The sequence below is a fragment of the Marinobacter nauticus genome, from assembly GCF_003634635.1.
Classification (GTDB): Bacteria; Pseudomonadota; Gammaproteobacteria; order Pseudomonadales; family Oleiphilaceae; genus Marinobacter; species Marinobacter nauticus.
The window spans coordinates 203,239-223,009 of the sequence record NZ_RBJB01000006.1 but is presented as its reverse complement, the minus strand read 5'-3'; the positions used below and the strand labels follow the sequence as shown (position 1 = coordinate 223,009).

The 19,771-nt window shown below is 55.7% G+C and carries 17 protein-coding genes and 1 tRNA gene; all 18 read left to right on the top strand.

Annotated elements, in window-relative coordinates:
• Positions 1-1,074, top strand: a 1,074-nt coding sequence (gene tuf / locus C7436_RS17485; RefSeq protein ID WP_121208604.1) for an elongation factor Tu, incomplete at its 5' end; no start/stop codon positions are given.
• 44 nt (positions 1,075-1,118) lie between these two features.
• Positions 1,119-1,194, top strand: a tRNA-Trp gene (locus tag C7436_RS17480).
• 33 nt (positions 1,195-1,227) lie between these two features.
• Positions 1,228-1,596: a preprotein translocase subunit SecE gene (secE, locus tag C7436_RS17475; protein WP_011784235.1), complete on the top strand. Its 369-nt coding sequence runs from the start codon at positions 1,228-1,230 to the stop codon at positions 1,594-1,596.
• 12 nt (positions 1,597-1,608) lie between these two features.
• Positions 1,609-2,142: a transcription termination/antitermination protein NusG gene (gene nusG / locus C7436_RS17470; RefSeq protein WP_011784236.1), complete on the top strand. Its 534-nt coding sequence runs from the start codon at positions 1,609-1,611 to the stop codon at positions 2,140-2,142.
• A gap of 117 nt (positions 2,143-2,259) precedes the next feature.
• On the top strand, positions 2,260-2,691 hold the full coding sequence (rplK, locus tag C7436_RS17465; protein WP_011784237.1) for a 50S ribosomal protein L11: 432 nt from the start codon (positions 2,260-2,262) through the stop codon (positions 2,689-2,691).
• A 1-nt stretch (position 2,692) separates the two neighbouring features.
• A complete protein-coding gene (gene rplA / locus C7436_RS17460) occupies positions 2,693-3,391 on the top strand; it encodes a 50S ribosomal protein L1 (RefSeq protein WP_011784238.1) in 699 nt (232 codons plus the stop codon).
• A 219-nt stretch (positions 3,392-3,610) separates the two neighbouring features.
• Positions 3,611-4,141: a 50S ribosomal protein L10 gene (rplJ, locus tag C7436_RS17455; protein ID WP_014420483.1), complete on the top strand. Its 531-nt coding sequence runs from the start codon at positions 3,611-3,613 to the stop codon at positions 4,139-4,141.
• Positions 4,142-4,181: 40 nt separating this feature from the next.
• On the top strand, positions 4,182-4,556 hold the full coding sequence (gene rplL / locus C7436_RS17450) for a 50S ribosomal protein L7/L12 (RefSeq protein WP_011784240.1): 375 nt from the start codon (positions 4,182-4,184) through the stop codon (positions 4,554-4,556).
• Between the two features lie 242 nt (positions 4,557-4,798).
• A complete protein-coding gene (gene rpoB / locus C7436_RS17445; RefSeq protein ID WP_011784241.1) occupies positions 4,799-8,875 on the top strand; it encodes a DNA-directed RNA polymerase subunit beta in 4,077 nt (1,358 codons plus the stop codon).
• Between the two features lie 76 nt (positions 8,876-8,951).
• On the top strand, positions 8,952-13,166 hold the full coding sequence (gene rpoC, locus C7436_RS17440; protein WP_011784242.1) for a DNA-directed RNA polymerase subunit beta': 4,215 nt from the start codon (positions 8,952-8,954) through the stop codon (positions 13,164-13,166).
• A gap of 166 nt (positions 13,167-13,332) precedes the next feature.
• Complete coding sequence (gene rpsL / locus C7436_RS17435; RefSeq protein ID WP_008174844.1) at positions 13,333-13,707, top strand: 30S ribosomal protein S12; 375 nt, start codon at positions 13,333-13,335, stop codon at positions 13,705-13,707.
• 115 nt (positions 13,708-13,822) lie between these two features.
• Positions 13,823-14,293 (top strand): 30S ribosomal protein S7, encoded by a 471-nt coding sequence (rpsG, locus tag C7436_RS17430; protein ID WP_011784243.1) that lies wholly within the window; start codon positions 13,823-13,825, stop codon positions 14,291-14,293.
• Positions 14,294-14,311: 18 nt separating this feature from the next.
• Positions 14,312-16,417 carry an elongation factor G gene (gene fusA, locus C7436_RS17425; RefSeq protein WP_114434839.1) on the top strand — a complete coding sequence of 702 codons (2,106 nt, stop codon included), beginning with the start codon at positions 14,312-14,314 and terminating at the stop codon, positions 16,415-16,417.
• A 34-nt stretch (positions 16,418-16,451) separates the two neighbouring features.
• Entirely contained in the window at positions 16,452-17,648 is a 1,197-nt protein-coding gene (gene tuf, locus C7436_RS17420; protein ID WP_011784245.1) for an elongation factor Tu, read from the top strand.
• Positions 17,649-17,832: 184 nt separating this feature from the next.
• On the top strand, positions 17,833-18,144 hold the full coding sequence (rpsJ, locus tag C7436_RS17415; RefSeq protein WP_004580743.1) for a 30S ribosomal protein S10: 312 nt from the start codon (positions 17,833-17,835) through the stop codon (positions 18,142-18,144).
• A gap of 75 nt (positions 18,145-18,219) precedes the next feature.
• The gene (gene rplC / locus C7436_RS17410; protein ID WP_011784246.1) at positions 18,220-18,858 is read left to right on the top strand and encodes a 50S ribosomal protein L3; all 639 of its coding nucleotides are present in this window, start codon (positions 18,220-18,222) and stop codon (positions 18,856-18,858) included.
• Between the two features lie 11 nt (positions 18,859-18,869).
• Positions 18,870-19,475: a 50S ribosomal protein L4 gene (gene rplD / locus C7436_RS17405; protein ID WP_011784247.1), complete on the top strand. Its 606-nt coding sequence runs from the start codon at positions 18,870-18,872 to the stop codon at positions 19,473-19,475.
• A complete protein-coding gene (gene rplW / locus C7436_RS17400) occupies positions 19,472-19,765 on the top strand; it encodes a 50S ribosomal protein L23 (protein WP_008174862.1) in 294 nt (97 codons plus the stop codon). Before rplD ends, rplW begins: the two co-directional genes overlap by 4 nt.
• The last annotated feature ends 6 nt before the right edge of the window (positions 19,766-19,771 follow it).

Below are 19,771 nucleotides of genomic sequence, written 5' to 3'. Positions count from 1 at the left end.
ACTGGCGAGAGCCGTGCTTTCGATCAGATCGATAACGCACCGGAAGAGCGTGCGCGTGGTATTACCATCGCGACCTCTCACGTAGAGTACGATTCTCCGACCCGTCACTACGCCCACGTAGACTGCCCGGGCCACGCTGACTATGTGAAGAACATGATCACTGGTGCGGCACAGATGGACGGTGCGATCCTGGTTTGCTCCGCAGCTGACGGCCCCATGCCGCAGACTCGTGAGCACATCCTGCTGTCCCGTCAGGTTGGCGTTCCTTTCATTGTCGTGTTCCTGAACAAGGCCGACATGGTAGACGACGAGGAGCTGCTGGAGCTGGTTGAGATGGAAGTTCGTGACCTGCTGAGCCAGTACGACTTCCCGGGTGACGACACTCCGATCATCACCGGTTCTGCCCTGATGGCGCTGGAAGGCAAAGACGACAACGAAATGGGTACTACCGCTGTCAAGAAGCTGGTAGAAGCCCTGGACGACTACATCCCTGAGCCGGAGCGTGCGATCGATCAGCCGTTCCTGATGCCGATCGAGGACGTATTCTCCATCTCTGGTCGTGGTACCGTAGTAACTGGTCGTGTTGAGCGTGGCATCATCAAGGTTGGTGACGAAGTGGAAATCGTGGGTATCCGCGACACCACCAAGACCACCTGTACCGGTGTTGAGATGTTCCGCAAGCTGCTGGACGAAGGTCGTGCCGGCGAGAACGTTGGTGTTCTGCTGCGTGGTACCAAGCGTGACGACGTTGAGCGTGGTCAGGTTCTGTGTGTGCCGGGCTCCATCAAGCCGCACACCAAGTTCGAGTGTGAAGTGTACGTACTGTCCAAAGAAGAAGGTGGTCGTCATACTCCGTTCTTCAAGGGCTACCGTCCGCAGTTCTACTTCCGGACCACTGACGTGACCGGTTCTTGCGAACTGCCGGAAGGCGTAGAAATGGTAATGCCGGGTGACAACGTGAAAATGACCGTCACCCTGATCGCTCCGATCGCCATGGAAGATGGCCTGCGCTTCGCGATTCGCGAAGGTGGTCGTACCGTTGGTGCCGGCGTGGTCGCCAAGATCATCGAGTAACCTTCGGGTTACTCGTTTGTTGTTGCGCTGAGTTGTTTCGGTGCAGGCCAGTAGCTCAATTGGCAGAGCAGCGGTCTCCAAAACCGCAGGTTGGGGGTTCGATTCCCTCCTGGCCTGCCATTTTTCAACATCCGGATACATAAGCTGATTCCTATGGAGTCAAAAGCCGTTCAGTCGACCAGCCGTTTCGATGCTCTGAAATGGCTGGTTGTTTTTGTTCTGATTGCCGTTGGTGTGGTTGGTAATCAGTATTTCAGTGCCGAGTCTGTGCTGTATCGGGTTCTGGCTCTTGTTGGGCTGGGTCTTGTTGCTGCATTTGTTGCGCTGCAGACCGAGCGTGGCCGTCGTTTTGCCACCCTGTTGAAGGAAGCACGCGTAGAGATCCGGAAAGTCGTCTGGCCCACCAGGCCTGAGCTGGTTCAGACCACGATTATTGTTGTGGTGTTTGTTCTGGTTGTGGCTCTGATCTTGTGGGGTATGGATTCGCTGATCAGCTGGCTGGTCGCCGGCTTCATCGGCTAACGGGAGTGGGCAATGGCTAAACGCTGGTACGTCGTTCATGCGTATTCTGGCTTTGAAAAGCACGTAATGCGCACTCTGAAGGAGCGTGTGGCGCTCGAAGGCATGGAAGACAAGTTTGGCGAGATCCTGGTTCCGACCGAGGAAGTCGTCGAAATGCGCGATGGCAAGAAGCGCAAGAGCGAGCGCAAGTTCTATCCCGGGTACGTATTGGTCCAGATGGAAATGGATGATGCCTCATGGCATCTTGTCAAGAATACTCCTCGGGTACTCGGCTTCATTGGTGGTACCAAGGACAAGCCTGCACCTATTACCGAACGCGAGGCTGAGGCAATCCTGCGTCGTGTAGAAAGCGGTGCTGACAAGCCCAAGCCGAAGACCTTGTTCGAGCCGGGTGAGATTGTGCGCGTTGTTGAAGGTCCGTTTGCAGACTTCAATGGCGTTGTTGAGGAAGTCGACTACGAGAAGAGTCGAGTTAAGGTTGCGGTCCTGATCTTTGGCCGTTCAACTCCGGTAGAGCTGGAGTTTGGTCAGGTCGAGAAAGACTGAGCGTAGCCTGAAAACCTGAGAGCTCGCGCGCCACGGCGACGCGGGCTTTTTGTGTCTGCTGAAGGCAGTTATATAAACGGGGAGCCGAAAGGCGTCAGAACCCACAGGAGAACTATCATGGCAAAGAAAATTGAAGCCTATATCAAGCTTCAGGTTGCTGCCGGTCAGGCCAACCCGAGTCCCCCCGTTGGTCCGGCCCTGGGTCAGCGCGGCGTAAACATCATGGAATTCTGTAAGGCCTTCAATGCCAAGACTCAAGGCATGGAGCCGGGCTTGCCGATTCCGACTGTCATCACTGTATACAGTGATCGCAGCTTTACCTTTATTACCAAGACCCCGCCGGCGCCGGTGCTGCTGAAAAAAGCGGCTGGCATCAAGAGCGGTTCCGGTCGTCCTAACACGGACAAAGTGGGTACGGTAACCCGTGCTCAGCTGGAAGAAATTGCCAAGACCAAAGAGCCGGATCTGACTGCTGCCGATATGGAAGCAGCGGTTCGTACCATTGCCGGAACTGCCCGCAGCATGGGCCTGAACGTGGAGGGTCTGTAAGATGGCAAAGCTGAGCAAGCGTCAGAAGCTGATTCGTGAAAAAGTAGACTCTACCCGTGCCTACTCGGTTGATGAAGCGGTAGCACTGTTGGCCGAGCTGGGCCAGAACGTCAAGTTCAAAGAGTCTGTAGACGTAGCCGTTAACCTTGGTGTTGATGCGCGTAAATCTGACCAGGTCGTACGTAGCAGCACTGTTCTGCCGCACGGTACTGGCAAGACTGTTCGTGTAGCTGTGTTCACTCAGGGTGCCAATGCCGAGAAAGCCACTGCTGCCGGTGCAGACGTGGTAGGTATGGACGATCTGGCTGACGAAGTGAAGAAAGGCAATATGGACTTCGACGTGGTTATTGCCACTCCGGATGCCATGCGTGTTGTTGGTCAGCTGGGCCAGATCCTGGGTCCCCGCGGCCTGATGCCGAACCCGAAGGTTGGTACTGTAACTGCAGACGTTGAGACTGCGGTCAAGAACGCCAAAGCCGGCCAGGTTCGTTACCGTACTGATAAAAACGGCATTATCCACGCTCCGCTGGGTAACGTTGAATTCTCTGCGCAGAACATCAAGGAAAATCTTGAAGCTCTGGTGGCAGATCTGAAAAAGGCCAAGCCTGCATCGTCGAAGGGTGTGTATCTGAAGAAGATCACCATTTCTTCCACGATGGGTCCTGGCCTGACTATCGATCAGGGTACTCTGAGCATCTGAGGCTCTGAGCGGTAGTTACTTTGTAGTCTGGGCGGAAGCCAAGGCTGTCAAAGACCGCAGGCCCCCGCAGCGCCCTTTTGAAGGGCGCCTCAAGGGTTAAAGCAACGCCTGCGCAGACGGTGTGACGACGTTCTCTCTGAACCCAAACACCGTTAGGCGTCCCGCGAGGGACATAGATGGGTTTGCTGGCATAAGCCGGCGAAATCGAGGAGAAAACCAGTGGCAATTAGACTCGAAGACAAGAAAGCGATCGTCGCTGAAGTCAACGAGACTGCTGGTACTGCTCTGTCTGTGGTTTTGGCTGACTACCGTGGTGTCACCTCAGGTGACATGACGGCGCTGCGTGCCAAGGCTCGTGCCGAAAACGTGCGTCTGAAGGTTGTTCGTAACAACCTGGCAAAGATCGCGATTCGTGGTACCGAGTTCGAGTGCATTGATCCGGCGCTGGTTGGTCCTACCATTCTGGCTTTCTCAATGGAAGATCCGGGTGCCGCTGCGCGCCTGCTGAAGGATTTTGCCAAAGAGAAAGAGGCGTTCGAAATCAAGGGTCTGGCTGTCGGCGGTGAGCTGATGGGTGCAGAACAGATTGATCGCCTGGCTACGCTGCCGACGCTGCACGAAGCGTTGACCAAGCTGGCCATTGTTACACAGGCACCAGTTACCAAGCTTGCACGTACCCTGAACGATATTCCGGGCAGGATCACACGTGTTGTAGCTGCAGTCCGGGATCAGAAGCAAGACGCTGCTTGATTCTGTTGAACACCATTTTTTACATTTTTGGGAGAAAGTCATGGCTCTGTCTAAAGACGATATTTTGAATGCAATTGCTGAAATGAGCGTAATGGAAGTTGTTGAGCTCGTAGAAGCAATGGAAGAGAAGTTTAACGTTTCTGCTGCTGCCGCTGTTGCTGCCGCTCCGGCTGCTGCCGCTGCTGGCGAAGCCGCCGAAGAGAAGACCGAGTTCGACGTAGTTCTGACCGGCGCTGGCGAGAAGAAAGTAAACGTTATCAAGGCCGTTCGTGAACTGACTGGTCTGGGTCTGAAAGAAGCCAAGGAAATGGTTGACGGCGCACCTTCTACTGTTAAGGAAGGCGCAAGCAAGGACGAGGCTGAAGAAGCCAAGAAGAAGCTTGAGGAAGCAGGCGCTTCTGTTGAGCTCAAGTAAGAGTCGGCTGTTGATCGACACCGTGCGTTAAGCATGGACGGGCTGGTGGCTTCGTGCCACCGGCCTTTTTCTGTTGTATATGCTATAGAGTCTGGTGTGCAATTGCAGGTTGATGTCAGATCTATAACCTACAGCCAGAGTCTTGTTCAAGACGGCGCGATAAGCCGAGCAACTCGGCCCCGAAGCAGAACATTTGATTGCTTCTTGATACCAGGTATCAGGTCTAAAGCTGGGGAATGCAGATGACTTACTCCTACACTGAGAAAAAGCGGATTCGCAAAGACTTTAGTAAATTGCCTTCCGTGATGGAAGTCCCCTATTTGCTGTCAATTCAGCTGGATTCGTTCCGGGACTACCTCCAAATGGAAACTGCGCCTGAAGACCGCCGGGAAACTGGTCTTCATGCAGCATTCAAATCCGTATTCCCGATCGTCAGTTATTCTGGCAACGCCGCGCTCGAGTATGTGAGCTACCGAATCGGCGAGCCAGTCTTTGACGTCAAGGAATGTCAGCTCAGGGGCGTAACTTACGCCGCGCCGCTACGGGTGAAGGTCCGCCTGATCATTTATGATAAGGAATCGTCTAACAAGGCGATCAAGGACATCAAAGAGCAAGAAGTCTACATGGGCGAAATGCCCCTGATGACCGAGAACGGTACCTTTGTTGTTAACGGTACCGAGCGCGTTATTGTTTCCCAGCTCCACCGTTCACCTGGTGTGTTCTTCGATCACGACAAGGGTAAGACCCATTCCTCCGGCAAGCTGTTGTACTCAGCCCGGGTGATTCCTTACCGTGGCTCCTGGCTGGACTTCGAGTTCGATCCGAAGGACGCCGTCTTCGTTCGTATCGACCGCCGTCGTAAGCTGCCGGCCTCCATTCTGTTGCGTGGCCTGGGCTACACCTCCGAGCAAATGCTCGAGATGTTCTTCGAAACCAGTAAGTTCAGCCTGGGCGCGGAAGTGTGCAAGCTGGAGCTGGTACCAAGCCGTCTGCGTGGCGATATCGCAACCTTCGACATCAAAGACAATGACGGCAACGTGATTGTTGAAGAAGGCCGCCGGATCACTGCCCGTCACATCAAGCAGCTGGAAAAAGCCGGTATCACCGAGCTGGAAGTACCGACCGAGTATCTCTACGGTCGTGTCCTGGCCAAGGACATGATCGATCAGTCTACCGGCGAAGTGCTGGTGGAATGCAACACCGAACTGACCGAGGAAGTGGTTACCAAGATCCTCGATGCCGGTGTTAAAGACATCGAAACCCTGTACACCAACGACCTGGATTGCGGTCCGTTCATGTCGGATACCCTGCGTATCGACCCGACCCGCACCCCGCTCGAAGCGTTGGTGGAAATCTACCGCATGATGCGCCCGGGCGAACCGCCTACCAAGGAATCTGCGGAGAATCTGTTTAACAACCTGTTCTTCTCCGAAGAGCGTTACGATCTGTCCGCCGTTGGCCGGATGAAACTGAATCGTCGCCTGGGCCGGGAAGAAAGCACCGGCGAAGGTACGCTGACGCACGACGATATCATCGACGTACTGAAGACCTTGATTGCCATCCGTAACGGCCAGGGCCAGGTGGACGACATTGATAACCTGGGCAACCGTCGTGTGCGTTGCGTGGGTGAAATGGCCGAAAACCAGTTCCGTGTTGGTCTGGTGCGTGTTGAGCGTGCAGTGCGTGAGCGTCTGAGTCTCGCCGAAAGCGAAGGCCTGATGCCGCAGGACCTGATCAACGCCAAGCCGGTTGCGGCCGCTGTGAAAGAGTTCTTTGGCTCCAGCCAGCTGTCCCAGTTCATGGATCAGAACAACCCGCTGTCCGAGGTTACCCACAAGCGTCGTATTTCTGCGTTGGGCCCAGGTGGTCTGACCCGTGAACGCGCCGGCTTCGAAGTCCGTGACGTACATCCGACCCACTACGGCCGTGTGTGCCCGATCGAGACTCCGGAAGGCCCGAACATCGGTCTGATCAACTCGCTGGCAACCTACGCCCGGTCCAACTCCTACGGCTTCCTTGAGAGTCCGTACCGGAAGGTGGTCGATGGTGTGGTGACCGACGAGGTGGTTTACCTCTCTGCGATTGAAGAGAGCAACTACGTGATCGCCCAGGCCAGCGCTGCTACCGATGAAGGCAAGCGTCTGACTGATGAGCTGGTTACAGTGCGTCACCAGAACGAATTTACCGTAGCGCCTCCGGAAGCGGTTAACTTCATGGACGTATCTCCGCGCCAGGTTGTGTCGGTCGCGGCGTCTCTGATCCCGTTCCTGGAGCACGACGATGCCAACCGGGCCCTGATGGGTGCGAACATGCAGCGCCAGGCGGTCCCGACCCTGAAGTCGCAGGTGCCGCTGGTGGGTACCGGTGTTGAGCGCACGGTGGCTCAGGACTCTGGCGTGTGTGTAACCGCGCGTCGCGGTGGCGTGATCGAAAGCGTGGATGCGGCCCGTATCGTGGTTCGCGTCAACAACGAAGAAACCGAAGCCGGTGATGCAGGTGTGGATATCTATAACCTCACCAAGTACACCCGCTCCAACCAGAACACCTGTATCAACCAGCGTTCTATCGTGCGTCAGGGTGACGTGATTGCCCGTGGCGATGTGTTGGCGGATGGTCCTTCTGTGGATCTGGGTGAGCTGGCTCTGGGTCAGAACATGCGCATCGCGTTCATGCCCTGGAACGGTTACAACTTTGAGGACTCCATTCTCATCTCCGAGAAAGTGGTTCAGGAAGACCGTCTGACCACCATCCACATTCAGGAACTGACCTGTGTGGCTCGTGATACCAAGCTGGGCAGCGAAGAAATCACCGCAGATATTCCGAACGTGGGTGAAAGCGCACTGTCCAAGCTGGATGAGTCTGGCATTGTCTACATCGGCGCTGAAGTGGGCCCCGGCGACATTCTGGTTGGTAAGGTAACGCCGAAAGGCGAAACCCAGCTGACCCCGGAAGAGAAGCTTCTGCGTGCCATCTTTGGTGAAAAAGCGTCTGACGTTAAGGACACATCTCAGCGTGTGCCGACCGGTACCCGTGGTACGGTCATTGACGTTCAGGTCTTCACCCGTGACGGTATCGAGAAAGATGCCCGAGCGCTTTCGATCGAGAAAGAGCAGCTGGACAAGTACCGTAAGGACCTGAAAGACGAGTACCGCATTGTTGAAGGTGCGACGTTCGAGCGTCTGATGGCCGCTCTGAAAGGTCAGGAAGTGATCAGTGGTCCTGGCCTGAAAAAGGGTGCGAAGCTGGAAGAAGCCTACCTGGCGGAACTGCCGCGAGCCGACTGGTTCAAGCTGCGCATGAAAGACGAAGCTTTGAACGAGTTGCTGGAGAAATCCGAGCAGGGCCTCGAGGATCGCAAGAAAGAGCACGAAGCTCGCTTTGACGACAAGAAGGGCAAGCTTCAGCAGGGCGATGATCTGGCTCCTGGCGTACTCAAGATTGTTAAGGTTTACCTGGCAATCAAGCGTCGTATTCAGCCGGGCGACAAGATGGCTGGCCGTCATGGTAACAAGGGTGTTATCTCTGCGGTTATGCCGATTGAAGACATGCCCTACGACGAGTTTGGCAATACCGTCGATATCGTTCTGAACCCGCTCGGTGTACCGTCGCGGATGAACGTTGGTCAGGTGCTTGAAACTCATCTGGGTGCTGCGGCTAAAGGCCTGGGTGAGCGGATCAGCCGCATGCTTGATGAGCAGCGCAAGGTGGCTGAGCTTCGCAAGTTGCTGGACGAGATCTACAATCATTCGGACGAAGTGTTCAAGGTTGACCTTGACAGTCTGACTGACAAAGAGATTTTCGAGCTGTGCAACAACCTGCGTGGTGGCGTTCCCATGGCAACACCGGTCTTCGATGGTGCCAAGGAAGCCGAGGTGAAGAGAATGCTTGAGTTGGCTGGCCTGGATACTACCGGTCAGACCAAGCTCTATGACGGCCGTACCGGCGATGCGTTTGATCGTCCGGTAACTGTTGGCTATATGTACATTCTCAAGCTGAACCACCTGATCGACGACAAGATGCACGCTCGTTCTACCGGCTCTTACAGCCTGGTTACCCAGCAGCCGCTGGGTGGTAAGGCTCAGTTCGGTGGTCAGCGCTTCGGTGAGATGGAAGTCTGGGCTCTGGAGGCATACGGTGCCGCCTATACCCTGCAGGAAATGCTCACCGTCAAGTCTGACGACGTAAACGGTCGGACCAAGATGTACAAGAACATTGTCGATGGCGATCATCGTATGGAGCCGGGCATGCCTGAATCCTTCAACGTTCTTGTCAAGGAAATCCGCTCGTTGGGTATCGACATCGAGCTGGAATCCGAGTGAGCCGAATTGTTTTTGGCAGCGTGAGCGGGCACTCCGTGTGCCCGCCCGAGATTAACGCCATCCGGAGCTTTAACTGATGAAAGATTTGCTGAATCTTCTCAAGAGCCAGAATCAGAGCAAGGAATTCGACGCCATCCGCATTGGCCTGGCGTCGCCTGACATGATTCGTTCCTGGTCTTTTGGCGAAGTAAAAAAGCCTGAGACCATTAACTACCGTACCTTCAAGCCGGAGCGTGACGGTCTTTTCTGTGCCAAGATCTTCGGCCCGATCAAGGACTACGAGTGTCTGTGCGGAAAATACAAGCGCCTCAAGCACCGCGGTGTCATTTGTGAAAAGTGTGGTGTCGAGGTTGCCCTGGCGAGCGTTCGTCGTGAGCGCATGGGCCATATTGAGCTGGCCAGCCCGGTCGCCCATATCTGGTTCCTGAAGTCGCTGCCGTCCCGCATCGGTCTGATGCTGGACATGACCCTGCGTGACATCGAGCGGGTTCTGTACTTCGAGAGCTTTATTGTTATCGATCCGGGCATGACCACTCTGGAGAAGGGCCAGCTCCTGAACGATGAGCAGTATTACGAAGCCCTGGAAGAGTTTGGTGACGAGTTCGACGCCCGCATGGGTGCGGAAGCCGTCAAGCAATTGCTGGAAGACATCGATCTGCAGGCAGAAGTTGACGCGCTGCGCGAAGAAATTCCGCAGACCAACTCCGAAACCAAGATCAAGAAATTCAGCAAGCGCCTGAAAATTCTGGAAGCGTTCCTGTATTCCGGTAACAAGCCAGGCGACATGGTCATGACCGTGCTGCCGGTTCTTCCGCCGGACCTGCGCCCCCTGGTTCCGCTGGATGGTGGCCGTTTTGCCACTTCCGACCTGAACGACCTGTACCGTCGGGTGATCAACCGGAACAACCGTCTCAAGCGCCTTTTGGAGCTGAATGCTCCGGACATCATCGTGCGTAACGAGAAGCGGATGCTGCAGGAAGCTGTGGATGCCCTGCTGGACAATGGCCGTCGTGGCCGTGCCATCACCGGCACCAACAAGCGCCCGCTGAAGTCCCTGGCTGACATGATCAAGGGTAAGCAGGGTCGTTTCCGTCAGAACCTGCTGGGTAAGCGTGTTGACTACTCCGGCCGTTCGGTGATCGTGGTAGGTCCGTACCTGCGCCTGCATCAGTGCGGTCTGCCGAAGAAAATGGCTCTGGAGCTGTTCAAACCGTTCATTTTCTCAAAGCTTGAGCACCGCGGACTGGCGACCACGATCAAGGCCGCCAAGAAGATGGTCGAGCGTGAGGAAGGCGTGGTCTGGGATATCCTGGATGAGGTCATCCGTGAGCATCCGATCCTGCTGAACCGTGCGCCGACCCTGCACCGTCTGGGTATCCAGGCGTTCGAGCCGGTTCTGATCGAAGGTAAGGCCATTCAGCTGCACCCGCTGGTGTGTGCGGCCTACAACGCTGACTTCGATGGTGACCAGATGGCGGTACACGTACCGCTGACTCTGGAAGCCCAGCTCGAAGCCCGCGCGTTGATGATGTCTACCAACAACGTGTTGTCGCCCGCCAACGGCGAGCCCATTATCGTACCGTCTCAGGACGTGGTACTGGGGCTGTACTACATGACCCGTGAGCGTCACGCCGCTCTGGGTGAAGGTATGGTCTTTGCTGACGTCAAGGAAGCCCATCGCGCTTACGGTGCCGGTCAGGTTGACCTGCAGGCGAAGGTTAAGGTTCGGGTCAAGGAAGTTGCGGTTGACGAAGACGGTAATCGTACCGAGAGCTTCCGCATTGTCGATACCACCGTTGGTCGCGCTCTGCTTTACGATATCGTGCCGGACGGCCTGCCGTTCGAGATCGTCAACAAGCCGATGGTGAAGAAGGCGATTTCCAACCTGATCAACACCTGTTACCGGGATGCTGGTCTGAAAGACACGGTCATCTTCGCTGACCAGTTGATGTACATGGGTTACCACTACGCAACCCGTTCCGGTATCTCGATCGGCTTTAACGATTTCGAGATTCCGCCGGAGAAGTACGAGCTGGTGGATGCAGCCTCCGACGAAGTAAAAGACATCGAAAACCAGTACGCATCCGGTCTTCTGACCCAGGGTGAGAAGTACAACAAGGTGATCGACATCTGGTCCCGTGCCAACGACAAAGTGTCCAAGGCAATGATGGAGCGTCTGTCCAAAGAGCAGGTTATTGGCCCTGATGGCCAGCCAGTGAAGGGCGAAGACGGTGAAGACCTGATGCAGGAGTCCTTCAACTCCGTCTACATGATGGCCGATTCCGGTGCGCGGGGTTCCGCCGCCCAGATCCGTCAGCTGTCCGGTATGCGTGGTCTGATGGCCAAGCCGGATGGTTCCATCATCGAAACGCCGATTACGGCTAACTTCCGTGAAGGTCTGAACGTACTCCAGTACTTCATCTCGACTCACGGTGCTCGTAAAGGTCTGGCGGATACTGCACTGAAGACCGCGAACTCCGGTTACCTGACCCGCCGTCTGGTTGACGTGTCTCAGGATCTGGTGGTGACCGAGGAAGACTGTGGTACCGATGAAGGTCTGCTGATGACGCCGCACATCGAAGGCGGCGACGTGGTTGTCCCGCTGGGCGACCGGGTTCTGGGTCGTGTGACGGCTCGCGATGTGTTCACGCCGACTGACAAGGACAACGCCGTTGTTCCAGCGGGCACACTGCTCGACGAGAAGACCGTCGAAATGGTTGAGCGCGCGGGTGTAGACGAAATCTGGGTACGCTCTGCGATTACCTGTGAGACCCGTCACGGCATCTGTTCCAAGTGTTACGGCCGTGATCTGGCCCGTGGCCACCAGGTGAACGTGGGCGAAGCGGTAGGTGTTATCGCTGCCCAGTCCATCGGTGAGCCTGGTACCCAGCTGACCATGCGTACCTTCCACATTGGTGGTGCCGCGAGCCGGGCGTCTGCGGTAGACAATATCCAGGTGAAGCATGGTGGTACGGTACGCCTGCACAACCTGAAGTCGATCGAGAAAACCGACGGTTCGCTGGTGGTGGTATCCCGTTCCTCCGCGCTGGCCATTGCCGATGAGCAGGGGCGTGAGCGCGAGTGGTACAAACTGCCGTACGGTGCCGTGCTGTCTGTGAAGAACGGTGATCAGGTAGAAGCTGGTGTTGTGGTTGCCAAGTGGGATCCGCACACGCACCCGATCATCGCGGAAGCGAAGGGCACCGCCAAGTTCGTCAACATGGAAGAGGGCATTACTGTCCGTACCCAGGCTGACGAGCTGACCGGTCTGTCCACGATGGAAGTGATTGACCCGAAAGAGCGTCCGGCTGCGGGTAAGGACATTCGTCCGGCCATTCAGTTGGTCGACGACTCGGGAGAGGAAGTGGAGCTGCCCGGGGGCGGTACCGCGATCTTCTTCCTGCCGGCCAACGCTCTGGTAACCATGGCGAATGGTGCCAAGATCGAGCTGGGTGATGTGGTCGCCCGTATTCCGCAGGAAAGCTCGAAGACCCGGGACATCACCGGTGGTCTGCCTCGGGTTGCCGACCTGTTCGAGGCCCGTCGTCCGAAAGAGTCCGCGATCCTCGCGGAGATCAGCGGCGTGGTTTCCTTCGGTAAAGAGACCAAGGGCAAGAAGCGCCTGGTGATCACGCCGAAGGATGATGATGCCTATGAGGTTCTGATTCCGAAGCATCGCCAGCTCAACGTGTTCGAAGGTGAAACCGTTGAAAAGGGTGAGGTGATCTCGGATGGTCCGTCCAACCCGCACGACATCCTGCGTCTGCTGGGTGTGGTCGAGCTGGCCAAGTACATCACCAACGAAATCCAGGACGTGTACCGTCTGCAGGGCGTTGTCATCAACGATAAACATATCGAGGTTATCGTTCGCCAGATGCTGCGCAAGGTGGAAATCACCGATCCGGGTGATACCACTCTGCTGTCGGGCGACCAGGTAGAAATTACCCAGGTGATGGAAGAGAACGAGAAGGCGAATGCGGCAGACAAAGAGCCTGCACGCTTCGAGCGTCTGCTGCTTGGTATCACCAAGGCATCGTTGGCGACCGAGTCCTTCATCTCTGCGGCCTCGTTCCAGGAAACCACCCGGGTTCTGACCGAGGGTGCGGTGACTGGCAAGCGGGACTACCTGCGCGGTCTGAAGGAAAACGTGGTGGTAGGGCGTCTGATTCCGGCCGGTACAGGTCTTGCCTATCACAACGAGCGCCGTCGCAAGCGTGACCTGGAAGAGCAGGGCGTGACTGCGGCCGATGTTGAAGAAGCTCTGAGCGCCGAACTTAACCGCGAAAGCTGAGTTCGCGCGCGCCACCCTCGGGGTAGATACCTACCTCCAGGGTGGTTAAAAAGAGATCAGTCATCTTGACTGACTCGGGACGCAAGCTTAAACTTGCGTCCCTTAAATTTTACCCCCTGCATTGGGGGTAAGTTTCATTGGTATGGTTTTTTTGGAGTTTGCTTACATGGCAACGATTAATCAGTTGGTGCGTAAGCCTCGTAAGCGCAAGGTAGCCAAGAGCGACGTTCCCGCGCTCCAGGCTTGCCCTCAGCGCCGTGGTGTGTGCACTCGTGTATACACCACTACGCCGAAGAAGCCGAACTCAGCACTGCGTAAAGTGTGCCGTGTTCGTCTGACTAACGGCTACGAGGTTTCCTCATACATTGGTGGTGAAGGTCACAACCTTCAGGAGCACAGTGTTGTGCTGATCCGGGGCGGTCGAGTAAAAGACCTTCCGGGTGTGCGCTATCACACTGTTCGCGGTACTTTGGACACCCAGGGTGTACAGAACCGTAAGCAGGGCCGCTCCAAGTACGGTGCAAAACGACCCAAGTCCTGATGTCCCGAGCGGGTGTCTTTTATCGTTGCTTGTCAGAACGGTAAGAGTAAGGCTGAGTAGCAGATGGCTATCTCAGGGGTTCCTGAAGACCTTTTAGATATATAAGGGCTTATCGATGCCTAGAAGAAGAGTTGCAGCTAAGCGGGAAATTATTCCCGATCCGAAATTCGGCAGTGCACGTCTTGCCAAGTTCATCAACCACGTGATGGAGAGCGGTAAGAAGTCTGTTGCAGAGCGCATTGTTTATGGCGCGCTCGATATTGTTGCCGAGAAATCCAAGGAAGAGCCGATCGAAATGTTCGAGAAGGCCCTGGAGAACATCCAACCGATGGTGGAAGTAAAATCCCGTCGCGTGGGTGGTGCTACTTACCAGGTGCCTGTAGAAGTACGGCCTTCCCGTCAGAACGCGCTGGCTATGCGCTGGCTCGTCGAATACTCACGGAAGCGTGGTGAGAAGTCCATGGCGCAACGTCTGGCCGGCGAAATTCTTGACGCGGCAGACAGCAAAGGTGCCGCGGTGAAGAAGCGCGAAGACGTGCATCGTATGGCAGAAGCCAACAAAGCATTCTCTCACTTCCGTTTCTAACAAGCCGAGGTTTATATCGTGGCACGCAAGACTCCTATCAAACGTTACAGAAACATTGGTATCTGTGCGCACGTGGATGCGGGCAAGACCACTACAACCGAGCGTATTCTTTACTACACCGGTCGTAGTCACAAAATGGGTGAAACCCATGACGGCGCTTCCACTACAGACTGGATGGAGCAGGAGCAGGAGCGTGGTATCACCATCACGTCTGCCGCTGTTACAACCTTCTGGCAGGGTATGGACAAGCAATACCCCGAGCACCGCATCAACATCATCGACACACCGGGGCACGTTGACTTCACTATCGAAGTAGAGCGTTCTCTGCGGGTTCTCGACGGTGCGGTCGTTGTATTCTGTGGTTCTTCCGGTGTTGAGCCGCAGTCCGAGACTGTATGGCGTCAGGCCAACAAGTATGAAGTTCCGCGCATGGTGTTCGTCAACAAGATGGACCGCGCCGGCGCTAACTTTATGCGCGTTGTTGAGCAGATCCGTAACCGTCTGGGCGCGACCACTGTGCCCATCCAGCTGCCGATCGGCGCGGAAGACGATTTCGAAGGCATCGTTGACCTGCTGCGCATGAAGGCTATCTACTGGAACGAAGCTGACCAGGGTATGACCTACGAGCTTCGCGACATTCCGGAATCCATGAAGGCTGAAGCCGAGAAGGCTCGCGAGCAGATGATTGAAGCTGCTGCCGAAGCCAACGAAGAGTACATGGACAAGTACTTGGAAGGCGAAGAGCTGACCTACGAAGAGATCAAAAAAGGTCTGCGCGATCGTACCATCGCCAACGAAATCGTTCTGGCGACCTGTGGTTCCGCGTTCAAGAACAAGGGTGTGCAGGCGGTACTTGATGCCGTTATCGAATTCCTGCCGGCTCCGGATGAGGTTAAAGCCATCCGCGGTGAGGTTGACGACGAAGGTACAGAAGAGACTCGTCCGGTTGACGACGATGCGCCGTTCGCTGCTCTGGCGTTCAAGATCGCCACCGATCCGTTCGTGGGCACGCTGACCTTCTTCCGTGTTTACTCCGGTAAACTGGAATCCGGTAATGCTGTGTTCAACTCGGTTAAAGGCAAGAAAGAGCGTGTGGGCCGTATGGTTCAGATGCACGCCAACGACCGTGAAGAGATCAAGGAAGTTCTGGCGGGCGACATCGCTGCTGCCATTGGTCTGAAGAACGTGACCACCGGTGACACCCTGTGTGACGAGAACAACAAGATTGTTCTGGAGCGCATGGAGTTCCCTGAGCCGGTTATCTCTGTGGCGGTTGAGCCGAAGTCCAAGGCAGACCAGGAGAAGATGGGTGTGGCGCTGGGCAAGCTGGCCCAGGAAGATCCTTCGTTCCGTGTTCGCACCGACGAAGAGTCCGGTCAGACCATCATCTCTGGTATGGGTGAGCTTCACCTGGACATCATCGTTGACCGTATGCGTCGCGAGTTCAAGGTTGAGGCCAACATCGGTAAGCCTCAGGTCGCTTATCGTGAATGCATCCGTAAGCCGGTTGACGTTGAGGGTAAATTCGTTCGTCAGTCTGGTGGTCGCGGCCAGTACGGTCACGTAAAAGTGAAGTTGGAGCCGCTGCCTCTGGATGATGAAGATGGCGAAAACTTTATCTTTGTGAACGAGATCGTTGGTGGTGTGGTTCCCAAGGAATACATTCCGGCGGTTCAGCAGGGTATCGAGGAGCAGATGCAGAACGGCTGTCTGGCCGGCTATCCGCTGCTGGGTATCAAGGCGACGCTGTACGATGGTTCCTACCACGACGTCGACTCCAACGAAATGGCGTTCAAAATCGCTGGCTCCATGGCGATGAAGAAAGGCGCCCTCGAAGCAAATCCTGCCCTTCTTGAGCCGATCATGAAGGTTGAGGTTGTTACCCCTGAAGATTACATGGGTGACGTTGTTGGCGACCTGAACCGTCGTCGCGGCCTTGTGCAGGGTATGGATGAAGGCCCGGCGGGCAAGGTCATCCGTGCTGAAGTTCCGTTGTCGGAGATGTTCGGTTACGCCACCGACCTGCGTTCTGCAACACAGGGCCGGGCGTCTTATGCGATGGAGTTCTCCCGCTATGCGGAAGCTCCTTCGAACATTGCCGAAGCGATCATTAAAAAGGGTTGATCCCAGGACTTAAGAAACAGGAAGAGGTGTAACCGTGTCCAAAGCAAAGTTTGAGCGTAACAAGCCGCACGTAAACGTGGGCACCATCGGTCACGTTGACCATGGTAAGACCACTCTGACAGCCGCCCTGACTCGTGTGTGTCACGAAGTTTGGGGTACTGGCGAGAGCCGTGCTTTCGATCAGATCGATAACGCACCGGAAGAGCGTGCGCGTGGTATTACCATCGCGACCTCTCACGTAGAGTACGATTCTCCGACCCGTCACTACGCCCACGTAGACTGTCCGGGCCACGCTGACTATGTGAAGAACATGATCACTGGTGCGGCACAGATGGACGGCGCGATCCTGGTTTGCTCCGCAGCTGACGGCCCCATGCCGCAGACTCGTGAGCACATCCTGCTGTCCCGTCAGGTTGGCGTTCCTTTCATTGTCGTGTTCCTGAACAAGGCCGACATGGTAGATGACGAGGAGCTGCTGGAGCTGGTTGAGATGGAAGTTCGTGACCTGCTGAGCCAGTACGACTTCCCGGGTGACGACACTCCGATCATCACCGGTTCTGCCCTGATGGCGCTGGAAGGCAAAGACGACAACGAAATGGGTACTACCGCTGTCAAGAAGCTGGTAGAAGCCCTGGACGACTACATCCCTGAGCCGGAGCGTGCGATCGATCAGCCGTTCCTGATGCCGATCGAGGACGTATTCTCCATCTCTGGTCGTGGTACCGTAGTAACTGGTCGTGTTGAGCGTGGCATCATCAAGGTTGGTGACGAAGTGGAAATCGTGGGTATCCGCGACACCACCAAGACCACCTGTACCGGTGTTGAGATGTTCCGCAAGCTGCTGGACGAAGGTCGTGCCGGCGAGAACGTTGGTGTTCTGCTGCGTGGTACCAAGCGTGACGACGTTGAGCGTGGTCAGGTTCTGTGTGTGCCGGGCTCCATCAAGCCGCACACCAAGTTCGAGTGTGAAGTGTACGTACTGTCCAAAGAAGAAGGTGGTCGTCATACTCCGTTCTTCAAGGGCTACCGTCCGCAGTTCTACTTCCGGACCACTGACGTGACCGGTTCTTGCGAACTGCCGGAAGGCGTAGAAATGGTAATGCCGGGTGACAACGTGAAAATGACCGTCACCCTGATCGCTCCGATCGCCATGGAAGATGGCCTGCGCTTCGCGATTCGCGAAGGTGGTCGTACCGTTGGTGCCGGCGTGGTCGCCAAGATCATCGAGTAATCTGCTCGATTGATCAGGAAAAAGGGGCTGAGCGTTCAGCCCCTTTTTCTGTTTAGGTCGCAAATGTCGCTCAACCCTGTCAATGGCAATGCTGTTGACAGGGTTGGGTATTATGCATACAATGCGGCTCCTTTTTTTGAAGGTCGGCTAACTAGTAGCTGCTACGAGTGGAGTTTGGTGCATCATGCAAAGCCAAAAAATTCGAATCCGGTTGAAGGCGTTTGATTATCGCCTGATCGACCAGTCCACGCAGGAGATTGTCGATACCGCCAAGCGGACCGGCGCTCAGGTGCGTGGTCCCATTCCTCTGCCGACGCGGAAGGAAAAGTACACGGTATTGATCTCTCCGCACGTCAACAAAGACGCGCGTGATCAATATGAAATTCGTACGCATAAGCGTCTGCTCGACATTGTTGAGCCGACGGAAAAGACAGTAGATGCTCTGATGAAACTGGACCTGGCAGCAGGTGTAGACGTTCAGATCAGCCTCGGCTAATACCGCCCGGTATTAGTCTGTGTAACTGTCATAGGCCATAGAGGGTGCAAGCCCCGTACACTTAAGAGGTGAAACATGGCAATTGGTGTTGTCGGTCGTAAGGCCGGTATGACCCGTATTTTTACGGATGAAGGGCAGGCGCTGCCTGTCACGGTAATTGAGGTTGAGCCCAACCGCATTACCCAACTCAAGACCCTCGAAAGCGACGGCTACCGTGCAGTGCAGGTAACCGTAGGTTCTCGTCGTTCCTCCCGTGTAAACAAGGCGGCTGCCGGGCACTTTGCAAAAGCAGGTGTTGAAGCTGGTCGTGGCGTTTGGGAATTCCGTCTGGCTGATGGCGAAGGTGAAGACCTGGCCGCCGGTGGCGAGCTGACCGTTTCCGTGTTTGAAGACGGTCAGGTGGTTGACGCAGTAGGTCAGTCCAAGGGTAAGGGCTTCCAGGGTGGTGTTAAGCGCTGGAACTTCTCCATGCAGGACGCTACTCACGGTAACTCCCTGTCTCATCGTGCTCCGGGTTCCATTGGTCAGAACCAGACTCCGGGTAAGGTGTTCAAGGGCAAGAAGATGGCCGGTCAGATGGGTAATGCGCAGGTTACTGTGCAGAACCTGAAAATCGTCCGTGTCGATGCCGAGCGCAACCTGCTGCTGGTAAGTGGTGCCGTACCTGGCGCAACTGGCGGCGACGTTGTCATCAAGCCTGCAGTTAAAGCCTGAGGAGCGGTGCGATGGAATTGACAATTACTGGTAGCGGCAAGGGGATTTCTGTTTCCGACGCTGCGTTTGCCAAAGATTTTAACGAAGCTCTGGTGCATCAGGTGGTTACTGCTTACATGGCAGCTGGCCGTCAGGGTACCAAGGCCCAGAAGACACGTTCCGAAGTCAGTGGTGGTGGCAAGAAGCCATGGCGCCAGAAGGGTACTGGTCGTGCCCGTGCTGGTACCATTCGTAGCCCGATCTGGCGTTCAGGCGGCGTAACCTTTGCTGCCAAGCCCCGTGACTTCGAGCAAAAGGTTAACCGCAAGATGTACCGTGCGGCGATGCGTTCCATTTTCTCCGAGCTGGTACGCCAGGAGCGTCTGGTTGTGGTTGACGACATGAATGTCGATACGCCCAAGACCAAGGCCTTCACTGCCAAGCTGAGCGATCTGGGTGTGTCCAACGCCCTGATCCTGTCTGAGAATGTTGAGCAGAATCTGCACCTGGCTTCCCGCAACGTTCCCCATGTGGATGTTCGCGATGTGGCAGGTCTGGATCCGGTCAGCCTGGTTGCCTTCGAGAAAGTCGTGGTGACTGTTCCCGCTCTGAAGAAGATCGAGGAGATGCTGGGATGAATCAGGAACGTATTTACAAGGTCCTGTTGGGGCCGCACGTATCAGAAAAAGCGTCTCTGGCGGCAGAGCGTGGTCAGGTGGTGTTTCGTGTAGCGCCTGATGCGACCAAGCCCGAGATCAAGAAAGCCGTTGAGCAACTGTTCAACGTCACCGTCGAAGGTGTTCAGGTTCTGAACCGTAAGGGTAAGCTCAAGCGCACTATCCGCGGGTTCGGCAAGCGTAATGACATTCGTAAGGCTTACGTCAAGCTGGCAGAAGGTCAGGACATCGATTTTCTGGATGTGGAATAAGGTAAA

Coding starts and splice junctions, on each gene's coding strand:
- secE (WP_011784235.1), top strand. CDS start 1,228: ATGGAGTCAAAAGCCGTTCAGTCGACCAGCCGTTTCGATGCTCTGAAA.
- nusG (WP_011784236.1), top strand. CDS start 1,609: ATGGCTAAACGCTGGTACGTCGTTCATGCGTATTCTGGCTTTGAAAAG.
- rplK (WP_011784237.1), top strand. CDS start 2,260: ATGGCAAAGAAAATTGAAGCCTATATCAAGCTTCAGGTTGCTGCCGGT.
- rplA (WP_011784238.1), top strand. CDS start 2,693: ATGGCAAAGCTGAGCAAGCGTCAGAAGCTGATTCGTGAAAAAGTAGAC.
- rplL (WP_011784240.1), top strand. CDS start 4,182: ATGGCTCTGTCTAAAGACGATATTTTGAATGCAATTGCTGAAATGAGC.
- rpoB (WP_011784241.1), top strand. CDS start 4,799: ATGACTTACTCCTACACTGAGAAAAAGCGGATTCGCAAAGACTTTAGT.
- rpoC (WP_011784242.1), top strand. CDS start 8,952: ATGAAAGATTTGCTGAATCTTCTCAAGAGCCAGAATCAGAGCAAGGAA.
- rpsL (WP_008174844.1), top strand. CDS start 13,333: ATGGCAACGATTAATCAGTTGGTGCGTAAGCCTCGTAAGCGCAAGGTA.
- rpsG (WP_011784243.1), top strand. CDS start 13,823: ATGCCTAGAAGAAGAGTTGCAGCTAAGCGGGAAATTATTCCCGATCCG.
- rpsJ (WP_004580743.1), top strand. CDS start 17,833: ATGCAAAGCCAAAAAATTCGAATCCGGTTGAAGGCGTTTGATTATCGC.
- rplC (WP_011784246.1), top strand. CDS start 18,220: ATGGCAATTGGTGTTGTCGGTCGTAAGGCCGGTATGACCCGTATTTTT.
- rplD (WP_011784247.1), top strand. CDS start 18,870: ATGGAATTGACAATTACTGGTAGCGGCAAGGGGATTTCTGTTTCCGAC.
- rplW (WP_008174862.1), top strand. CDS start 19,472: ATGAATCAGGAACGTATTTACAAGGTCCTGTTGGGGCCGCACGTATCA.